Annotated in this window: 14 protein-coding genes; 8 read left to right on the plus strand and 6 right to left on the minus strand. The window is 59.1% G+C overall.

What is annotated here, in order from left to right:
- The first annotated feature begins 79 nt into the window (after positions 1–79).
- Both ABD903_RS04905 and ABD903_RS04910 read left to right on the plus strand, forming a co-directional pair.
- Positions 80–418 (plus strand): 2Fe-2S iron-sulfur cluster-binding protein, encoded by a 339-nt coding sequence (locus ABD903_RS04905; RefSeq protein ID WP_345221922.1) that lies wholly within the window; start codon positions 80–82, stop codon positions 416–418.
- Positions 419–499: 81 nt separating this feature from the next.
- Positions 500–1,237 (plus strand): hypothetical protein, encoded by a 738-nt coding sequence (locus ABD903_RS04910; protein WP_345221924.1) that lies wholly within the window; start codon positions 500–502, stop codon positions 1,235–1,237.
- 56 nt (positions 1,238–1,293) lie between these two features.
- Here the strand turns inward: ABD903_RS04910 and ABD903_RS04915 are convergent, their stop codons facing one another.
- The 3 genes from ABD903_RS04915 to ABD903_RS04925 form a co-directional block, all read right to left on the minus strand.
- Complete coding sequence (locus tag ABD903_RS04915; protein WP_345221926.1) at positions 1,294–1,779, minus strand: hypothetical protein; 486 nt, start codon at positions 1,777–1,779, stop codon at positions 1,294–1,296.
- 454 nt (positions 1,780–2,233) lie between these two features.
- Positions 2,234–8,479 carry an alpha-2-macroglobulin family protein gene (locus ABD903_RS04920; protein WP_345221927.1) on the minus strand — a complete coding sequence of 2,082 codons (6,246 nt, stop codon included), beginning with the start codon at positions 8,477–8,479 and terminating at the stop codon, positions 2,234–2,236.
- Between the two features lie 708 nt (positions 8,480–9,187).
- The gene (locus ABD903_RS04925; protein ID WP_345221930.1) at positions 9,188–9,760 is read right to left on the minus strand and encodes a DinB family protein; all 573 of its coding nucleotides are present in this window, start codon (positions 9,758–9,760) and stop codon (positions 9,188–9,190) included.
- 252 nt (positions 9,761–10,012) lie between these two features.
- Here ABD903_RS04925 and ABD903_RS04930 point away from each other — a divergent pair, with 252 nt between their 5' ends.
- Positions 10,013–10,315: a hypothetical protein gene (locus ABD903_RS04930; RefSeq protein WP_345221932.1), complete on the plus strand. Its 303-nt coding sequence runs from the start codon at positions 10,013–10,015 to the stop codon at positions 10,313–10,315.
- A 183-nt stretch (positions 10,316–10,498) separates the two neighbouring features.
- On the plus strand, positions 10,499–10,768 hold the full coding sequence (locus ABD903_RS04935; RefSeq protein ID WP_345221934.1) for a hypothetical protein: 270 nt from the start codon (positions 10,499–10,501) through the stop codon (positions 10,766–10,768).
- Between the two features lie 29 nt (positions 10,769–10,797).
- Here the strand turns inward: ABD903_RS04935 and ABD903_RS04940 are convergent, their stop codons facing one another.
- A complete protein-coding gene (locus ABD903_RS04940; RefSeq protein ID WP_345221936.1) occupies positions 10,798–12,018 on the minus strand; it encodes a hypothetical protein in 1,221 nt (406 codons plus the stop codon).
- A 641-nt stretch (positions 12,019–12,659) separates the two neighbouring features.
- Between ABD903_RS04940 and ABD903_RS04945 the strand changes: the two genes are divergently transcribed.
- The 4 genes from ABD903_RS04945 to ABD903_RS04960 all read left to right on the plus strand — a co-directional run bounded on the left by ABD903_RS04945 (position 12,660) and on the right by ABD903_RS04960 (position 16,658).
- Entirely contained in the window at positions 12,660–12,860 is a 201-nt protein-coding gene (locus ABD903_RS04945) for a hypothetical protein (protein ID WP_345221938.1), read from the plus strand.
- 68 nt (positions 12,861–12,928) lie between these two features.
- Complete coding sequence (locus ABD903_RS04950) at positions 12,929–14,680, plus strand: ABC transporter substrate-binding protein (RefSeq protein WP_345221939.1); 1,752 nt, start codon at positions 12,929–12,931, stop codon at positions 14,678–14,680.
- A gap of 80 nt (positions 14,681–14,760) precedes the next feature.
- Positions 14,761–15,699 carry an ABC transporter permease gene (locus ABD903_RS04955; RefSeq protein WP_345221941.1) on the plus strand — a complete coding sequence of 313 codons (939 nt, stop codon included), beginning with the start codon at positions 14,761–14,763 and terminating at the stop codon, positions 15,697–15,699.
- Positions 15,700–15,812: 113 nt separating this feature from the next.
- Positions 15,813–16,658, plus strand: coding sequence for an ABC transporter permease (locus ABD903_RS04960; RefSeq protein WP_345221943.1), 846 nt, complete (start codon positions 15,813–15,815; stop codon positions 16,656–16,658).
- 461 nt (positions 16,659–17,119) lie between these two features.
- Here ABD903_RS04960 and ftsH read toward each other — a convergent pair whose 3' ends face one another.
- Entirely contained in the window at positions 17,120–19,264 is a 2,145-nt protein-coding gene (gene ftsH, locus ABD903_RS04965) for an ATP-dependent zinc metalloprotease FtsH (RefSeq protein ID WP_345221944.1), read from the minus strand.
- Between the two features lie 142 nt (positions 19,265–19,406).
- Positions 19,407–19,793, minus strand: a complete 387-nt coding sequence (gene rsfS, locus ABD903_RS04970; protein WP_345221947.1) for a ribosome silencing factor — start codon at positions 19,791–19,793, stop codon at positions 19,407–19,409.
- Between the last annotated feature and the right edge of the window lie 40 nt (positions 19,794–19,833).

Below are 19,833 nucleotides of genomic sequence, written 5' to 3' on the forward strand. Positions count from 1 at the left end.
AGTAGTCGGGCCCGGGCCGCAGACTACTCACTTTTCGTTTCTTTGCGCTGCCGCAATTACCTTTTCATTGCCGACACTCATGAGTTTGGAAGACGTTACAGAAGTACGCGTATACGTAGAGGAAGCCCCCGGCCAGCGCAACGAGCTGGTGGCCCCCACCGATATGGCCCTGAGTTTAATGGAGGTGATGAAGGCCTCGGGCTACGATATTCAGGCTACCTGCGGCGGTATGGCGCTGTGCGGCACCTGCCACGTAGAGGTGCTGGCCGGCCCCGAGTTGCCCGAGCCCTCCGACGATGAAATGGCCATGCTCGAATCCCTGCCGATTATGAGCCAGGGCAGCCGCCTCTCATGCCAGATTCGCATTACCGAGCGCCTCGACGGGCTGGTGGTGCGCCTGATGCCGCAGAACGCATAGCCCACCCGTAATACGAAACCCGAGCGGTCGGGCGTTGGCAGCACAGCTTGTGCCTGATCAACGCCCGACCGCTCGTTATTTATGCCGCTACCGATCCGCACCACGGCCCTGCTTGTACTCACCGCCTGCGCGGCGGCTGTTTCCCAATCAGCCCAAGGCCAAACGCGTCCTTCCGTGGCGGTCAGCGTCGGCCCAAATTTTACGATGGCGCCGAAATGGATTTTTGATGGCCGAGGCTTTATCGAGGATGCTACACCTGCCATTAAGGTGCAGGCGCTGTGGCAGTGGCGCAACAACACGGAGCTTACGGCTTTTGCCCGCACCGGCACCTGGGCCAGCGAAAAAAAGAGCAGCTACAGTTATTCCGCTGGCTTCGAAGGGTATGTGTACCAAGCCGGAACGGGGCTGCGCTACACCGATTTCGTGAACCTGGGCCCGTGGCTGGAGCCTTTCGTGGGCCTGAATGCTTCGGTGGGCTACGTGGGCTCCCGTAGGTTTTACTCGCAGAGCGACTTGCCTAACAATCCGTGGAATGCGTTGGCAGGGGCCGAAATCGGCGTGCAAAGCTGGCTAACCCGCAACGGCGGGCCCACGCTCACGCTGGAATTTCAGCGCAGCCTGCTTCCTTACCACGCTCCTTTCACCCGCACCAAACAGCTTTGGCGCCCTGCTCCGCTACCTCCTGAAGCGTACACCGTGCGGCACCGCTCCCTACCGGGCCATGCCGCGTTGCTGGTAGGCTGGCGCTGGCAGTTGCCGCAGCCCCGGCCGCGCTGGAACACGCCCCGCTACAGCGAAACCGCCGAAACCGATGAATAGCAAAGCGGCGCCCCGTTTTCGGGGCGCCGCTTTGCTATTTTCACTTCTGCTGCCGCTTAGCGGCGGCGCCTGGAACTGGCCTTCCGAGGTGTGGCTTTTGCAGTCGTCTTCTTTTTGGCCGAAGACCTTTTGCTGGTCGTCTTCGATTTAGAAGTACTGCGGCGCGCCGACGAATGGCTGCGCGTTCTGGTACGGTAGGTGCGTTTGGGCGCGGCGGCCTTAACCACCGGCGTAGCGGTTTCTTCTACCACTTCCTCGGCAGCGGGCAGTCCAATGGCCAAATCCTCGGCGCTCGAAGGGTCCAGTTGAGGGCGTGGAGCGGCCTGTACCGAACTCATTTTTTTGCGGGGCGGCATCAGAAAGGTGCGCTCGGCGCGCTCCTGCGCCGTGAGGCGTTCTTCGCCGGGCAGCGTAGGTCCCACGGGCACGGCTACTTTGCCGGCAGCGGGGTCTTTCTTGGTTTTCGGGGCCGGGGCTTTTTGTGCGTGGGCTGCCAGGGTAAGCAGTGCCGCAACGGCCGTCGATAAAACGTATTTGAGCATAAGCGGTCCTCCGGTTATTTCAACAGGACCGCGAAAGTACCAGCCACCCGGTGAAAAGACAACCTCCCGATAATACAATCGGCTTGTAATGAGGCCGAATAGTGGCTTATGGGCCGCGTACAAGCAGGTTTACCAAGGAGCCATCTAAATTATCGGCCACAAAAAAACCGAGTTGGTCACTGGCTGTTGGGCGCAATTGGTGTGCTTGTAAAACCGGAGAATCCCCTTCGTTCACGTACATCCGCACCACTGGGCTATGTCCTTTCACACGCACATGGAGCCAGCCGTTTGGATCGGAAGCGGCCTCGTACGCGCCCGGATTTTCCTTGCGCAAGCGGTTCCACCGGTGCTGCTGATGAAAGATGTACTGTCCCGTGCTTCGGCGCACCGCATCGGAAGCCCGAAAGTTAAACGGACGCCGTTAGGGTGATGCCCTTTGTGCAAGGGCAGCACCTTACTGCCCGGCAATGCGCAGCCGCTGCCCAGCCGAATGGTTAGTGAATTCCGGCGCGTACAGGCACTGTACCTGGCTGATGCCCGATGAATAGTTGCCGGCCAACGAGGCCCGTAGGCGGTACTCAAACACGTGGGTACCGCGGGGCACCACGTCCATGAAGAAGTTAGTGGCCGCGTCGCGGGGGCTTTCGTAGTAGCCCAGGCCCTGCTGGTAACGGTAGCCCGAGGTCTGGCTGATGAGCTCCAAGCCGGCGGCGCGGGTGTCTTTCAGATGCACGAACTCCAGCTCCCGGTCGGTTTTGAGCACCAGGCGCACCACCAGCACCTCCCCTACTTTCAGGGGCGCGCCCGTGGTCATGGCCGTGAGCACCGGGCCGCTGGCGCCGGTGGTTTCGCGGAACAGCTGGCGGGTGAGACCCAGCGGGGCGTTGTCGGCCTGGGTAATCTTGTCGAGCTGCTCGAAGTATTGCCAGTAGAGCCTGCCCCAGGCCACGCCGGCGTCGGTTTTCTGCACGCGCACCTTGCCCATAGCGGGCTTTACCTCGGCGGCGGGGAAGCTGCGCTTCAGGTAGCCGGTGCCGGCCTCGGCGCCTTCGGTAGTGTTCAGGGCCTGCCCACCGAGCGTGACCAGCAAAGGCTTCGTCGGCTCCAGCCAGTTGCGCGAGCCTTGCAGCAGCAGGGCGTAGCAGGCATCGGCGGTGGCGCGGGTGCTTTCCCAGTTGTGGGTGCGCTTCTGGGCCAGCAGCCACAGCTTCATTTCCTCCACGGCTTTCTGGTCGCCAGCTACCTCGTGAAACGCCTCGATGAGCTGGGTCTGGGTTTCGGTGGGCGCCTCCTGCCAGTAATAGCCGGCGCGCACGTCTTTCCAGTACATGCCCAGCTCGTCGGACTGCAGGGCGTTCTGGCGCAGCGCTTCCATGATGTCGCGGGCAGGCTTGGGCTGGCCAGCACGGTGCAGCGTGAGGGCGGCCAGGGCCTGCATGTAGCGGTTGCGCTTGAGCCAGTACTGGCCGGCTTGGGTGCGGTAGTAGTCGTAGGCGGCTTTGCTGGCGACGGGCACGCGGATTTCGGTGGCCCAGAACGAACGGGCGTATAGGGCGTGCAGGGTCGCGTCGGCGAGGTGGTCATCGGTGAGCTTCACGTTTTTGCGCTTGCGCAGCTCGTCGTACTCGCGCTGGGTTTCGCGGTCCAGGTAAGCCACGGCCCGCAGCAGCAGGTCGCGGGTACGGTCGTCCTGCCAGGCATCAAAGGCGCCCAGCTTGCGCAGGCGGCCGAAACCGGCCACGATTAGCTGGGTGATGTAGCGGTTGTCAGGCATCTGCTTAAACCAGGGGAAGGCGCCGCTGGGGCTTTGTAGCTCGGCCAGTTTCTGCACGGCGCGCTGGGTTTCGGCCTGCAGGCGGGCGTCGTCGAAGAGGTCGGCGAGGCGGCGCATGCGCTCGGTGTCCGTCTGGCCTTCGCGCACCCAGGGCGTTTCCTGCAAGAGCAGGGCTTTCAGCTCCTGGTTTTGCTCCAGCTTCGAGCGCAGCGCGTTCGGGTCGCCGCTGGCCGCCGCCTTCTTCCACTCCATTAGCACTGGCCGAATGAGCGGGTTCTGCTGCACGATGCGGGCGGCCAGGGTATTGGCGTAGAGGCGCGAGAAAACCTGCTCCGAGCACTCGTAGGGGTACTCCATCAGGTAGGGCAAGGCCTGCACGGCGTACCAGGCCGGGTTGGCGGTCAGCTCCAGCGTCAGGCTCTGGTTCTGGCGCGTGGGCGAGCTGGTGCTGGTGAGTTTCTTTAGCTCGAAGGCACGTGTGGTATTGCCGCGCACCACCAACGGCACGGCCTCGATTACCAGCAGGCGGTTGGGCAGCACAGGCACCGTGTTTTCCTCGCCGTCGGAGATGCTGTTGTTCTTACTGCCGGCCTGCGCTACCACGCGGTAGGTAACGGCTTCCAAGCCGGCCGGAATGGCTACATCCCAGCCCACGGTGGTGCTTTGGCTGGCGGCCACTCTGAATTTTTCCTGCGCTTTGCTCTGGAGCAACTGCTTGTCGAGGGGCTGGTTGGTGCGGGCATCGAAGAGCAGGAGCTGCGCGGTACCATTCAGGGCTTTGCCGCTGAGGTTGCTGATTTTAGCGGTCAGACGCAGCTGGTCGCCTTCGCGGAAAAAGCGCGGGGCGTTGGGCGTTACCATCAGTTCTTTTTGGGTAACAAGCTGCTGGGCCAGCAGGCCGGTTTGCAGGTCGGGCGTGTGGGCCAGCGTCAGCAGTTGCCAGCGCGTGACGGCCTCGGGCATCTGAAATTCGAGCACCGTTTCTCCTTTGTTGTTGGTGCGCAGAGCGGGCATCCAGAACGCCGTTTCGCGGAAGTCGGAACGCGTAGGCACCGTGGATAGGTCGGCGGGCTTCGGCGGAGCACCGGCGCCGGTTACGACTACTTCGTTTAACTCTTTTTTGCTTGCTCCCCAGCCATCTGCGGAAGCATCAGCAGCCATTTTCATTTCGGCCATGGGAGCTGGGGCAGCAGTAGCTGCTGCACGCATTACCCGGCCTCTTAGAGGTATGGCCTCCTGATCAGCTGCTTCTACATCCCCTTTGATTACCGGAGGAGTGAATTTGACCGTGCTGCGTTTTTCCAGATTTGCCCAGTCCCAATAGTTCAGGCGCAAACCTGGATACACGTAGTCGGTGTTGCCAATTGGTCTTCCAGCAAATTCTGCAAACAGCGTCTCCCACTGCTCGGCCCCAAAACGCGCCGACCAATCGAACCGCTCACCCACATAAGGCTGGGGCAACTCGGGCCGGGCAAAGGCGTGCGGACGGAAGTAATCCAGCGACTGGTCGTAGAGGGAGGCCAGCAGCTCGGCTGCGGCGGGCTGGTTCTGGCTGTTTTTGATGGTCACGCGCCAGGTTTCCTTTTGGCCGGGCTGCAGCTTGTCGCGGAAGGTGCTGATGTCGAGGCGCAACGGGCGTGCCGGCTCGGCCACCTGCACGGTGACTTCGCGCTGGTAGAAGCGGCCGGCGTGCACAAATACCAGCCGCACGTGCAGCGGACCGGCATTGGAGGCTGTGGTAGGCAGGCTGATGGCGCGCTGTTCGCGGCGCAGGGTGAGCCACTCGGCGCGCAGCAGCTGGCCCTGGCTTTCCACTTCCAGCCGGGCCCGCACTTTATCGAAGCCGGTGCCAATGAGCAGCTGCGCGGCCTGACCGGGCGCTACGCTATCCTCCAAGCTTACCAGCCAAGCAGGCATTGGCAGCGGCGGCTGAGCAGCCGTGGGGCTGAACAGCGTAAAGCCGAGCTGGGCTTTGGCCGTATCGGCGCCCAGGACGCTTTGGGCTTCGAGCACGTAGGCGCCGGGTGTTTGGGAAGCCACCGCCCTGCTGACTTCGGCCAGCTCACTGCTTTTCTGGGTATAAAACTTCCACTCGCCCACCGCCACGCGCGCCCAGGTGGCGGGGTCGTCTTCCTGCATCCAGGCATCCAGTGGAAACAGCTGCTGGTGCTGCTCGCGGCTCAGGCCGGGTTGGTCTGGGCGCGGGCCGAAGCGCGGGCGCAGGGTGCGGGCTGGGGGCGTGAGGCGGAACAGGCGCAGGGTTCCGGCAGCGGGCACTGCTTCGCCGGTGGCGTTCTGGCTGCGCAGCGTGAAGGGTTCCTGCCCGGCCCGCTGCTGATTCAACTGGCGCGGGCCGTTCAGGCTCAGGTTCAGGGCCGGCCCGCCAAGCGACACGCCGCGCTGCTCGGAGCGGGTTTCGCCGTTGGCGTCGGTTACGTCGGCCGTTACCTCAAACACGTACGTCGGGCGCCCAGGCATGGGTGGGCGGTAGCCACCATCTTCATCGTCGTCCGGGTCTTCGTCTTCCTGGTTCAGGGCCTCATCGGGCGGCGTGGCGGTGAAGCTGATGCGGAAGCGGCCCGCCGCGTCGGTAGTTGCGGTGCCGGTGGCTACCTGCTGCTGCTCACCCCCGCCGGGAAAGAAAGGTCGGCGCATGCCGCCGTCTCCCCCACCGAAACCAAAATCCAGATCGAACCAGCCGAACATGGGCCACACCGTGCGGCGCACCACGCGGTACTGCACCTGCGCCCCGTCGATGGCCTGACCGGCGTAGGCCGTGGCCGTGCCGCTTACCGAGAGCGTATCGCCCAGCCTGGGCGTACCCTTCACTGGGTCGAGGGTCACGAAGAAGGTCGGGCGCTTGTAGTCTTCTACCGAGAAGCCGGTGCTGCCCAGCCACTCTTCTTTACCGAAATACGTGGTTTGGACCGTGAGCTGCATCTGCCCGTTCATCAGGCCGGTGGGCAGCGTGACGGAACCGTGGAAGGAGCCGAAATCAGAAGTGGTAAAGGGGAATTCCTGCACCTGCTGGCCGTTCACATCGAGCAGGCGCACCCGCAGCTGCATGTTCTTGCTGACCTGGCTGCGGCCGTTTTGCTCTTCGGCCAGTATGCCCTTGAAATACAGCGTTTGGCCGGGCCGGTAGATGGCGCGGTCAGTGTAAAGGAAAGCGCGGCGCTGCACCCGTTCGGCTTGCAGCTGCGGGGCCGGACGGTATCGACCCAGGTTTTCCGCCAGAATCAGCGAGTCGCGGCCACGGCTCAGCACCAAGGCCTGCATGTACCGGCGCTGCTCGCTTTCGAAGGGAATGGCCAAATGTCCGTCAGCGGCAGTGGTTAGCTTGGTGCCGGCTACGTGCTGGGTTTTGCCGTTGAGGTATTGCTGGTACCAGGGCTGCACCGATACGCCGCCCTCAGGCTGCCCGCTGCGGCGGTTCACCGTCCACAAATCGGTGCCGCCGGCCGGCGCGGCGCGGTGCACGCTGCCCAGCTCACTCACCGATACGAAAGCGTACACCGTGGTTACGCCGGCGCGCTCCTTGGTCGGCTGCTCGGCGCTACTGCTGATGGCCAGCAGGTAGTGCCCTGGCGCCAGCTTAGGTCCTGCCAGCTCGGCGCGGTGATTTTTGTAATCGGTGGGGCCGGGCAGCGCCAGCGCCCAGGTAGCGGTGGGCGCGGCGGCGAGGCGCTTGGCGTAGGCTTTCTGAATTTCCTTGTCACGCTGGCCGGTCTGCTCGCGGAGCATGGCCGCGGCGGGCAGTTTCCAGGCAAAGCCGTGGGCCTGCTTGAGTTTGCGGTAGCGCACGTTGAGCAGCAGCGGCTCGTCGGGCAGCTGCACTTCGGTGGTCTGCACGCTCAGCTCGGGTTGCTCCAGCTCGTTGATGAGGGCCTGGGCGCGCTGAGCGCCTACCGATTTGGGGTAGCGCTTCACGGCTTCGCGGGCCAGCGCCATGGCCTCGGTCAGCTTCCCCTGTTGCCGGGCCAGCTGGGCTAGCTCAGCCTGAAAATCGGCCCAGACGGGCAGGGCTTCGTAGGGCGCGGCGGCGCGGCGCAGGGCGGCCTCGTAGGCGTTGGTTTTGTCGGGAAAAGCGGCGTGCTGGTACACGAAGGCCAGACGCAGGCGCTCCACATCGGCGCGGGCGGCCGCGTCGCCCGACTGGCGGAAGCGTGTGAGAGCCTGCCATAGGCGCAGGGCGTGCCAGGGGCCGTTGAGCGAATCGGCGGAGGGAGCAGCGAGCGGCAAGGCCAGAAACTCAGCATCGGAGCCCAGCAGGCGCGCATCGGTAAAGCGAAACTGATCGGCGGGACGTGTCAGGTACAGCTCGTCGTCGTTCAGGGCCCCGATGGCGCGGTGCGCGAGCAGGTCGTAGAGCGTGGGGCGCAGCTGCTGGCCGGCGGCATCAGCGGGGGTGGCGAGCTGGCCCAGCTCGCGCAAGGTGGTTTGCTGCTGCCGGGCCGCGTCGGTTTCCATCGAGGCGCGGTAATGGCGTACCACCTGGGCGGCCAGGCGGGCGGCGTCCCAGGTTGGCAGGTCGTTGGGGCCAAGCGCGTCGTTGGCCGGCTGCACCTGGGTGCGGTCGTAGAGGCGGTAGCGGTTCTGGCGCAGGTACTGGTGGTAGTGCTGGGCCAGCAGGCTGTGCAGCAGGGGGCGCGCTGGGAAACTGGCGGTGCGCAGGTCTTCTTCCAGTAGCCGGATGCCTTTCACGTCGGCGTCTTCCTCTTTGCGCTCCAGCAGGTGCAGGCGGTACACCAGGGCGCGCACGTGGTCGGCGGGCTGCTCTTTGGCGCGGGCCTGCTGGTAGATGCCGAGCACCAGCTTCTCCGCCGCGGCGGTCTGGTCCTTAGCCAGCAGCGCGTCGATTTTCTTCCACTGGGCGGCGTAAGGGCCGCCGGCCGCCGGAGCCGAGGCATTGGAGGGAAGTACCATACAGAGCAGCCAAACGGCCAGTATCAGCAAAGAGCAACGCATAAGCAAAGCAAGGAAATTACAGCTAAGTGATGCCCGCCGGCCTGCTATTCCACACGAAGCGGCCGACTTTATATTGCCAAGTCACCTATTACAGTTGCGGTTCACGGGCAGACCTGCTTATGTAATGGCCGCAACAACGGAGCTTGGGGCTGCCAACATGAGCTTTAATAGCGCCCCGGCTACTAAATGGGCATAGCTGCGCAGTGGCGCCTTGGGCGTTGGCTATTCAGTTGATGGGGCTCTTTAACCAATGGGGTGCCCGGCACCGAGGCAGGAGCTAGTACTTGCAAACCGGGGGCTGTTACCCTTCAATGCTTGTAACACCAGCTATTTCAACTATGCGGCCTAATTCCCCAAACTGCTTTGCCCCGCGCTGATGCCCACCTCTCCGATTGGAGTTTGCACGCGGGTGTTGGCCATCAGCGCGGCCGAGGCTGCTATGGTTCTAACAAAGTTGGGGCCTGGGCAACACATGTCCATTGTTACCAGAACGGCTACGGAGTATGCTTTCCCGCACGGCCTTTTGGGCGTTTATTTTTACGCTCGAACCAGAATACCACAGAGACCGGACAGGCTTCCATGCACCGTTAAACGCGCTGGTCCTTTTGGCTTATATCCCTGGTAGCCCGCGTTTGCAAGCTTATTTACCGGCAGTCGAATTCGGTGCTACCGGCGTCCATCGAGCACGCGCTCGGCTTGGGACATGTGGCGTTGCATGTGCGCTACCAGGAAGGCAAACTGATCGGTGAGGCGCAAACGAACCAGCGGAATAACGGCATTGGGAATGCGCACGGCATTAGCGTTGACTTCGCGTGCAGCCCGCAGCAGATTCAGCATCTCATCGAGCTGGCGCAGGAATACCTCCACCACTGTGCGGGGCAAGCGCGAGCCGCTGGGTGCAAACGCCTGGGGCGTTTTCAACGGCTTCTCACGAGCCGGTACCAGCATGGCCGCAGTTAACCGCCGCCCAATGGGGCCCGATTTCACGGTTTCGGCCGGACGTGAGCCGCGCTCCTGCGCCGAGCGTACGCGTTGGTTGATTTCGGGCAGGTAAAAGCCGCCTATTATGTTGAGGTGCTCGAGGCACTGCCCCACGCTCCATTTATCGGGGGCGGGACGGCGGTTGAGCTCGTCCTCATTCAGGGTCCGGAAACGCTGCTGCGCTACCTCGCGGGCTTGCTCGACGGTGCGGGTCAGCTGGTCGAAAAAGTCGGAAGTGCGGGAGGGAGCAGTAGCCATAGCAGCAGAAGAAGGAACCGGCAGAGGGTTAAGATGGGCCAAAGTACGGTAGGCTCCGCGTATCGGCAACGCAGAACCGCTCCGCAGGTTTTGATAATTCAGTGCTTGGACCTCCCACCCAGCTTCTTTTACCCGGTAATAGCGCTGCTACCGCCAGTTTGGTTGCGGCCCGCTCGAGCGGAAAACCTCTAAACCATTGCCGCATTAATATGCAATAACCCAATGAGTGCCCTTGACCTTGCCCAATCGTGTATGACGCTGTTCACCGACTGGCCCGAGCCGTTAGCCATCCACGTGTATAACCGCGGTACGACTACTTTTTGCCGCAGCCATGGTCAACGTTATTTCTCAGGGTCAGTGGCTTCGATTAATGAGCACCCGACTCGCTTTACCCTACAAACAGGTGCCGAAAAAGAGAGCGAAGCGAAGCGTGAGTCATCCTATTTAATCTGGGCCACCTCGGGGAAACCCCCTGAAAATATTCCAGCTGCACTCCAAAGCCGCTATAACCTTCTCCATGCTTTACGGACGACAACATTCCAGTTCCAATATTAATTTTTCAACTATGTATTATTCCGTTAAAGTTTTGTTTTAGTTTGCAGCACCTAATCGAAACTCCTCCTTTAAATACCACACCCAATGAAACAATTCATCCTTGCTCTTGCGCTTAGCTGCAGCGTTGCCGGTCTAGCACAAGCACAGTCCGCCCCTACCGATGCACGTCAGCGAGCTGCTGAAATGACTCGTCAACTGGCCCCGCAGCTTGGTCTTGACGAAGCCCGTCAGATGAAAATCCGCAAGGCACTGGTAGAGCGGCTGGAGCAGGAGGCCGAAGTGGATAAGATGTACGCCGGCGACAACACCGTACACGCCAGCAAAATCCAGGAAATCCGGAACGGCTACGACGTTCGTCTTCAGGAGCTTCTAACGCCCGCGCAGCTGCAGCGCTACCAGCAGCTTTCGGCCAACAACTCCGACCGCACGGCCTCGGCTTCGCAGCGCCCTTAAGCGTGAAATATTCCGCGGCAGTTCGTTAACTAACTACGAAGCTTTCCATTGCGCAACAGCTCCAGGGTTATTACCCACAGGCTTTCGTAAGGAATGATTTCAATATCAGAATAAGCCTCCCCTGGAGGCGGTGTATCGCGCAATCTGTTGAGCAGAGCCTGGCCTTTCTCCTCACACATTACCGGGTCGTAATCTACTTTTACCGTCAACTGCAGCAGCCGGAAAAACAACCGGCTGCGCAGTGTTGACACGTCGCGTAAATGCGCCGTTTCGTATTTGCGCAGGCCTTCCAAACGCATGAGCAGGGCTTCGGCGTTGTTTTGCTGCAGATAGTGCAGAAACTGTAGAATCAGGATGGCTACGTTGTAACCACGCTTATCGCGGCTGTGGTCGGGCACGCTTTGCACCAGTTGGGCAAAGTGCAAAGGCCGCAACCCAGCCTCGTCGGGCCGTACAAAATAGAGGTATGCGCGCATCAGTTCCCAGCGCTGAATGGCCGGCCGGGTGAGTTTGGTTACGAAGGGATTTTGCTGCATGCGCCGCAGTAATTCGCCGGCCCTATCGTACTGCCCGCTGTGCATAGTGAGCAAAAAGTAGTTTTCCAGCATGCTGAACCAGTTATTGGTCGAGCGGCTAAACGCTTTCAAGTAATCCTCGGCCAGCATCAGGCCTTCCTCTAGCCGCCGCGCGCGCAGGTGGGCATACAGGCTATAATACTTTGTGAACCGGCTATCGAACCGTTTGCGGTTGAGTTTGCCCTTGGCAAACTGCTGCTCGGCCTCCGTGGTGATACGAATGATTTCATCGAAGTTACCGGGCAGTTCCTGCTGCATTAGCCGAAGCTTTAGCAGGGAGTCGTAAATGGTGTAGGAATGCGTTTTCTGGTAAAGCTCCTCCAGCCGATCTATCACGCTGGGCAAATACTGGAGCAAACGCCGCCTCGCGTGTACGGTACGCATGAGGTCCATTTTCGCTCCCCAAAATAATTTCAGCGTTTCTTGCTCTGCGGCCAGGGTCTCCCGTACGCGCTCCAGTTGCCGCACAGTGGTGCGGTATTGCGGGAAATTGTTGGTTTCCACATAAAGCCGCCGCAGCAACTCCAGGCTGCTGACGGCATGCTGCGTGAATTCTGCTTCCAGGGCCACACGCAATGCCTTTCGTAATAACTGGGCAATAACCATTCGCTCGCTTTCCCACCACAACACATGCGCTTGGTGCAGCAAGCCCACACATTGCTGCTCATGACGCAAAAAAACGGGATGTCGCGGGTCGGAGTAATCCAGAAAGTAAAGATGATTCAGTAACTTATGCTGCAAGCGCTGCTTTATTTTACGCACCGCAGCCTGGCTCTTGGCAGAAGTATTGCCATAAAGTGCTTTGGTTACCTGTAGGCCGGTGACGTTACTGTCTGAAGCCAGTAAGTCCAGTAATTCCTCTTCCCGATTACGCCCTTTAACTCCTTTGCCAAAGCTCAGCAATGGCAATGTTGGCAATCGACGCTTTGTCACAATCTTAGCTAGATTATTCAGCTCGTACATTCGTTATCTGTGTTTAAATCCAAGAAAGAAGCAAATATCAAGCTTTTCCTCGTGGTATAAGCCAGTCACACAAAAGCAAATATCTTCCTTTACCAGCAATTACTGTTCGCTCAGCTTTGCATGCTGAATAGATATGCCCTCTGCAAACGTTTTGTCACAGATCTATATATTTTATCAATTTTTTTTATAGCATAACGTCTCCGTATGCTATTTAAGATAGATGCTATTACTTATTTTCAAAATAAGAACAATATAATAATAGTCACGCCTACACGATAACCTTCCTTTATTCAGGTTAAATTCAGCCGGAAGTTTGTGTCAGTCAAACGATTGACAGACACAACACACCTACCATGCTAGAGCTACTGACCCTCGCCCTGTTTCAGTTGCAAAGCTTTTGGTTCTCGCCGGAAACCGTTCTTACCTCGCCTTCCGCACTAACCGAACAGCATTCTACTGAAGACACTTCCAATGCCGATAGCGACGGTTCCGACCGGGAAAACGGCTCCTGCAATGGCTCAGGCGGCAACGGCTGGGGCGACGGCGGGAAATAAAACAGTTGTGCGTAGCGTATCTTGAGGCCGCCTGTCCTGGCTCTGCCCTTAGCAGGACCGCTTGCCTTATGCTCCAATTACTCTCGCGCGGCGTAATACTGTTGCTGGCTTCCTGCCTCATAGCCTGCTCAACGCCTACTGCTCGTACCACTTCCCCCGCCACCGTGCGGGTATGCTGGCCCCGCGACCCTGAGTCGTTAAACCCGATTGTTTGGCCCAATACTTACGCTGTTCAGCTTAACAATCTGCTCTACCAAAGCTTGCTGGTGGTAGATGGCACCCGCAGGCAATACGTACCCTGGCTTGTTGAAAACGTACCTCAGGTAAGCCGTCGGGATTCGGTAACTGCCATTACCTACCGCCTACGCCAAGCGGCCATTTGGGATAACGGCCAGCCCATAACTGCCCGTGATGTACTGTTCACGCTGCGGCTCTTGCGCTGCCCCGGCGTACCGAACGAACGCATTGGCGTCGGTTTGTCCTTTATCCGCGACATTCAGCTCGATTCGGTTGATGCGCGCCGATTCACCTTTATATGCAACGGTTTCGCGCCCGAATACGCTACCAACAGCGGCGACTTCCCCATTTTACCAGAATACCTGCTGGACCCCAAAGGGCTTTTGCGTGAAGTGCCGCTGGCCGAGTTAAGCCAGTCATCCTTATCGGCGGGAAGCCAACGCATTTGCCAGGCCTTTGCGGAACAATACAACCGGCCCGAACAGTGGCGCGACCCGCAGCACGTACGCGGCAGCGGCCCGTACGAGCTGGAATCGTGGCAGACCGGCCAGAAGCTGGTACTCCGCCGCAAAGCCACATGGTGGGCCGACCAGTTGCAGCCAGCGCCACCGATGCTGGTAGCCCGCCCCACCCGCCTGGAGTTTCACATTATTCCCGACCCCACCACGGCCCTGCTCGCCCTGCGCCGCGGCGACGTGGATGTGTACCCGAACGTACCGGCGGCCGATTTCCAACGACTGCAGAACTCCCCTCAGGCTGGTCAATTCCAATTCTTTGCGCCTGCTTCTTACCGCATGCTTGTACTGGAAATGAACGTGCAGCGGCCAATTATCCGTGACGCGGCTACACGCCAAGCGCTGCTGCACTTGATTGATGTGCCCGCTTTAATGCGAGCCACGCAAAACCAGCCGGCCCGGCGCACAGTCAGCATCATCAGCCCGCTTGAGAAGTGGGCGTATAACGACAGCCTCCCCCTACGCACTTACGCGCCTCAACGCGCTGCCTCCCTGTTGCGGCAAGCGGGTTGGCAGCGCACCAGCACTACCTGGCAGCGCCGCACCGCCTCGGGCAAAACCGAGGAACTGGCCCCACGGCTTCATTACCGGGCCGGGGAGAGAACCTTGGAAACGGCTGCGTTGCAATTCCAGCAGGCCGCCGCAAAGGAGGGCATTCGGTTAACGCTGCTCCCCAGCGAGGCGTCGCTGCTTGCGGAACTGCGCCGAAAGGGCAACTACGAATTGGTATTCCGCACTTTTTATGGCAACCCGTTTTCCTACGACCTGCGGCAGGTGCTGCACACCAACAGCATTGGGGTGCCCGGCGGTAACACTTCCGGTTTCGGCACCAAAAGCTCCGATGCCTTATTAGAGATGATAGCAACTGCCGAAGACTCTATGCAGAAAGCCAAGTTATTGCGGCGTTTGCAATCCGTTCTTTACCAAGAAGCGCCGCTGAACCCACTGTTCTTCGAGCCAAACCGGTTGATTGTAGCCAAACGCTTTGCTGACATTCGGCCTGCCGGACCCGAGCCCGGGTATAATCTGGCGTCCTTCTCGGAGTCTACTCCCCCTAACAAACGGTAAGCAGCATGGGGCGCTTGGTATGGATACGTCTCCAGCGCGCAATACCGGCTTTGTGGCTGGTTCTTTCGGTCATTTTCTTGATGAGCAGGTCCTTGCCGCCGACGCGGATAGCCGCCGACGAAAGTCGTCTGTCGGCCGCTCCTGCTGCGGCGCAGGCGCAGGCCGAAACACGCTATCAGGAGCGTTTGGGCCTGAACCTGCCGCTGTTTTATTTGCGGGTGGCCCCATTGCGCTGGTACGGGCTCGATAACCAATACCATCGTTGGTTACAAGCTTTGGTTCAAGGAAACTTGGGCCGTTCGTACCGCGATGAACGCCCCGTCACCGTTTTACTGGCAGAAGCACTTCGGATGACGTTTCCGCTTACAGCTTTGGCTTTCGTTGCTGCTGCGGTTTCAGCCGTATTCATGACCCTCGAAATGGCCGTGCGCCCGGTAATGCGGCGCTGGGTACTGCTTTTACTGCATCTGCTAGAGGCTTTGCCGCTATTTCTGGTGGGCACTCTGTTGCTGCTGCTGTTGGCAAACCCCGATGCCCTGGCGCTTTTTCCGGCCTACGGCATGGGCTATAACAACCCCGATACTGGTGTTTCCCTAACTCAGCTGGCTTACCTTTTTCTGCCCGTCGTTTGCTTGGTTTTGGCAGCTCTTCCAGCCCTGGTCATTCCTTTAGATGCGGCCTTGCAGCAAAACTGGCAGCAGCCCTACTTGGTAACGGCTCGTGCCAAGGGCCTATCAGTTCGACAGGCTTGGTGGCGGCATGCTTTCCCAAACGCCCTGCTTCCCTTGCTCACACGCCTCACCGACATGGTACCAACTTTGGTAGGCGGAGCGGTAGTGGTGGAATTGCTGTTTGCTCTTCCGGGCGCTGGCCGCTTATTGCTCGATGCCGCGGCCAGTCGTGATTATCCCGTATTGCTGGGCGGAGTGTTACTGACGGCATTGGTGCGTTTGCTGGCATGGTTGGCCGCCGACGTGCTGTATGCAGTAGTAGACCCACGCCTGCGCACGGCAGCATGAAGCACCATTCACAATACTTTTGGCTCCGGTACGCTGCGTTAACGTGGTTGCTGCTATTGCTTGCGGCGGCCGCAGCAGCGCACTGGATGCCCCTGCCCTGGGCAGCCGGGCAGTTGGATCTGCAATACATAGCCACTGCGCCAGGTGGCACCCATTATCTTGGCACCGACCCTTATGGCCGGGATGTTCTGGCGGAATTACTAGCCGGAGCTTTCGGCATATTAACTATTTCCTTACCAGCCGCTTTGCTTGCCACAACAATAGGCGTTGCTCTGGGAATAGGTGCGGGGTTCTGGGGCAACCATGGCGTACGGCATCAACTAACCGACTGGCTGAGCCTGGCAATACCTTTTTGCGCGTGGTTAGTTACCGGGTCGGTTGTTCCAACGGCAGTAGCCGCTGCGGTGGGTGGTGGCAGCTGTTGGGTGGCCCGCCAGATCGGAACGCAGCTACGTGTTAGCCTGCCACTGGCCGACGCGGTAGTTGCCCTCATGCTGTTACTCAACTCCGTGCCCCGCATGATACTACTATTGGCAATTAGTTCTGTGTGGGTCCAGGGTCCGCTGTCCTTAATAATACTATTGGCACTTACCGGTTGGCCCGGCACGGCCCGCATTGCTCGTGCCGAAGCGCTCCGCACCGTTTCCCTACCGTTCGTTGAGTCAGCGCGTGCCGTTGGCCTTTCCAACTGGCGTATTTTGATTAAGCACATCCTGCTGCCAGCTTGGCCAGTTCTCCGCAGCCTGTTTCCGCTAAATCTAAGCTTGTGCCTGACGCTGCAAACCACCCTCTCATTTCTGGGCTTGGGAGTGTCGGTAGATACGGCGGATTGGGGGCGTCTGCTGGCCTCTTCCCGCCTCGAGCCTGGCGCCTGGTGGCTGATTGCTTTTCCAGGCGGTGTGTTGGCGGCTACTATTCTGGCGTTGCGTTTTGGTTTTGCTAGCCCACCCAACCGCTGAAATACATTAGCCTTTTGTCACAAACCACCTGAATTTTTACAAAGTAGCACTGAAGCAACAAGGCGTACCCACTCATTATTCAACACTAATCCCTAAACCACCCTCTACCACCAGCACCAAAAAGCATTTTTATGCTGTCACAGGCACAAGCACTTCTTCCTTTATTGAGCCTGAATCGCGCCGTAATGTTGTATCAGCAAAGGCGCTAATCCTCCAGGCAGGGAAGCTTAGCCACCGGAGCTAAAGGCAGAAATTTTACTATTAACGTGCTTATACAAGCGGGCAGGTGGGCAACTGAAAAAAGGTCCTGAACCGCAGTGAGTTCTTGCGTAAATTAAGGTGTGTGAAAAACCCGCTGGTAATGCCAGCGGGTTTTCTGCGTTAATGGAACTTCCGCTTGCACCAATAGAAAAGGCCGCCTCTGTAGTAGAGGCGGCCTTTTCTATTGGTGCAAGCGGAAGTTATACGTCGGAAGAAACGGCGCTGCCCGAGGGTATTCCTTGTGTGCCGGCCGTACCGTCAACCGGTTGGCCACTGCCGTTGGGAATGCCTGGCAGGTTCAGGTCGGGCAAGTCGTTGCCCAACGGCACTGCATTGGGGTGCTCTTGCTTGCGCTGGCTCAGCGTATCACTGCGGTCGGTGCCGGCAGTATGAGCCTGGTAAGTAGTTTGCGTGTCGAAAGGGCGTGGGCCTACCAAACGCTCAAGGTCGTCCTGCAGCAGGATTTCTTTTTCCAGCAGCTCCTGCGCTACAATTTCCAACTCGCGGCTGCGCTCGGTGAGCAACTGCTTGGTACGGATGTAGGCGTTTTCGATGATGGTGCGTACTTCCTCGTCAATCATCTGCGCCGTGGCTTCGGAGTACGGTTTGCTGAAACCGTACTCGTTCTGCCCTTTCGAGTCATAGAACGAGATGTTGCCCAGCTTCAGGTTCATACCGTACATCGTCACGATGCTGTACGCCATTTTGGTAATGCGCTCCAGATCAGACAATGCTCCGGTCGAAATCTTACCGAACACTAGTTCCTCGGCGGCCCGGCCACCCAGGGCCATGCACATTTCGTCGGTCAGCTGCTCGGTGTTGTACAGGAACTGCTCTTTAGGCAGGTACTGTGCGTAACCCAGCGCCGCAACGCCGCGGGGTACAATACTCACCTTTACCAACGGATCGGCGTGCTCGAGGAACCAGCCGGCAATGGCGTGACCGGCTTCGTGGTAAGCCACGATCTTCTTTTCCTCGGGGCTGATGATCTTGTTCTTCTTCTCCAAGCCACCAATCACGCGGTCAACGGCATCGGTGAAGTCCTGCATGGTCACCATCTTCTTGTCGCGACGGGCGGCAATGAGGGCGGCTTCGTTGCAGACGTTGGCAATTTCGGCGCCGGCAAAACCGGGGGTTTGGGCCGCCAGCTTCCGCGCATCCACATCGGGGCCGAGGGTAAGCGGCTTGAGGTGTACCTGGAAAATCTCGGTACGGCCGTTAATATCCGGCTTGTCAATGCTGATCTGACGGTCGAAACGACCGGGGCGCAACAGGGCCGAATCCAGAGTATCGGGACGGTTGGTGGCGGCCAGAATGATAACACCCGAGTCGGTACCGAAACCGTCCATTTCCACCAGCAGCGAGTTCAGCGTGTTTTCACGCTCGTCGTTGCCGCCGGGCATGTTACCACGCGACCGGCTGCGGCCGATGGCGTCGATTTCGTCGATAAAGATGATGCAGGGCGCCTTGGCCTTGGCTTGCTTAAACAGGTCGCGTACCCGGGCTGCGCCCACGCCCACAAACATTTCCACAAAGTCGGAGCCCGACAGCGAGAAGAATGGCACGTCGGCTTCGCCAGCTACGGCTTTAGCCAGCAAGGTTTTACCGGTACCGGGAGGACCTACCAGCAAAGCACCCTTTGGTATTTTACCACCGAGGATGGTGAATTTGGATGGGTTCTTCAGGAATTCAACGATTTCCTGCACCTCCTCCTTGGCTTCTTCCAGTCCGGCTACGTCCTTGAAGGTAATCTTCACTTTGTCGCCGCCTTCGAAGAGGGCTGCCCGGCTTTTGCCGATGTTGAAGATCTGGCCACCGGGACCGGCGGCGCCACTCATACGGCGCATCAGGAACCAGAAACCTACCAACAGCAGCAGGAAAAAGCCCCAGCTGGCAAAAATATCGGTCACGCTCTGGCGCGTATCCACGTTCAAGCCCACCTGCTGGTCGGCCGGAATGGTGGCGCGGAGCTTGTCGTAGTCTTCCTTAAACGACTTGCCGTCGATGACGCGGAAGGTGTATTGCGGGCCTTGCTCGAACGCCAGCGGACCGCGGTTACGCATGTCGCGGCGGTACTTGTCGTTCTGCATGGCCTCCGGCTTCAACGTTACGTCCACCGACCGGTCATTGACCAGGGTAATGGTTTTCACGTCGCCGTCTTTGAGCATCTGCTCAAAGCGTTGCTGGTTTATTTCAACGGCATTGCTGCTTTTGTTCAGGTAAAACAACCCGAACACCAGCACCGCCAGGCCGAGCAGCACCCACAGCTGCATACCGGGGCGCGGGGCGCCGGGCGTGGGCAGCATGGGTTTTTTCTTTTTCGGAGAAGGAGTGTTATCTGGCATGTACTAAGTAAGTCTTCGACAGAAGAAAGGATACGGGGTTGAACAGGCCGCCTAAGCGGAATGTTCACCCCCGTGAGGTTTGCTGAGGCTAACGAACAGGCAAGGAATTTACTTTACCTATTTCGCTATGCAGCCCCAGAAATTATTTCACCGCCGTTTCCTCCTCGATGTAGGAAATTTCGGCGTCGCCCCAAAGCTCTTCAAGCGCGTAGAAGGAACGACGGTCGCGCAGGAACACGTGCACCACTACATCCACGTAGTCGAGCAGAATCCACTCGCGGTTTAGGCGGCCTTCGCTTTGCCAGGGACTTTGGCCGGTAGCTTTCTCTACCTCTTCCTCCACCGAACGGGCAATGGCATCGAGCTGGGTATCGGACGAAGCCGAGCAAACGATAAAATAATCGGCTACGGCATTTTTAAGGTGTTTGAGATTGAGCACCACAATGTCGACGGCTTTTTTTTCTTGCATGCCGCGCACCACGATGTCTGCCAAGTTGTCCGAATCCTGCCGAACCGGGGAAATTTTCATAAGAGAAAGTAGGTTTGTCAACACAAAGTAGAAAAAAACG

This window comes from Hymenobacter koreensis (assembly GCF_039541855.1).
In the GTDB taxonomy this organism is placed as follows: Bacteria; Bacteroidota; Bacteroidia; order Cytophagales; family Hymenobacteraceae; genus Solirubrum; species Solirubrum koreensis.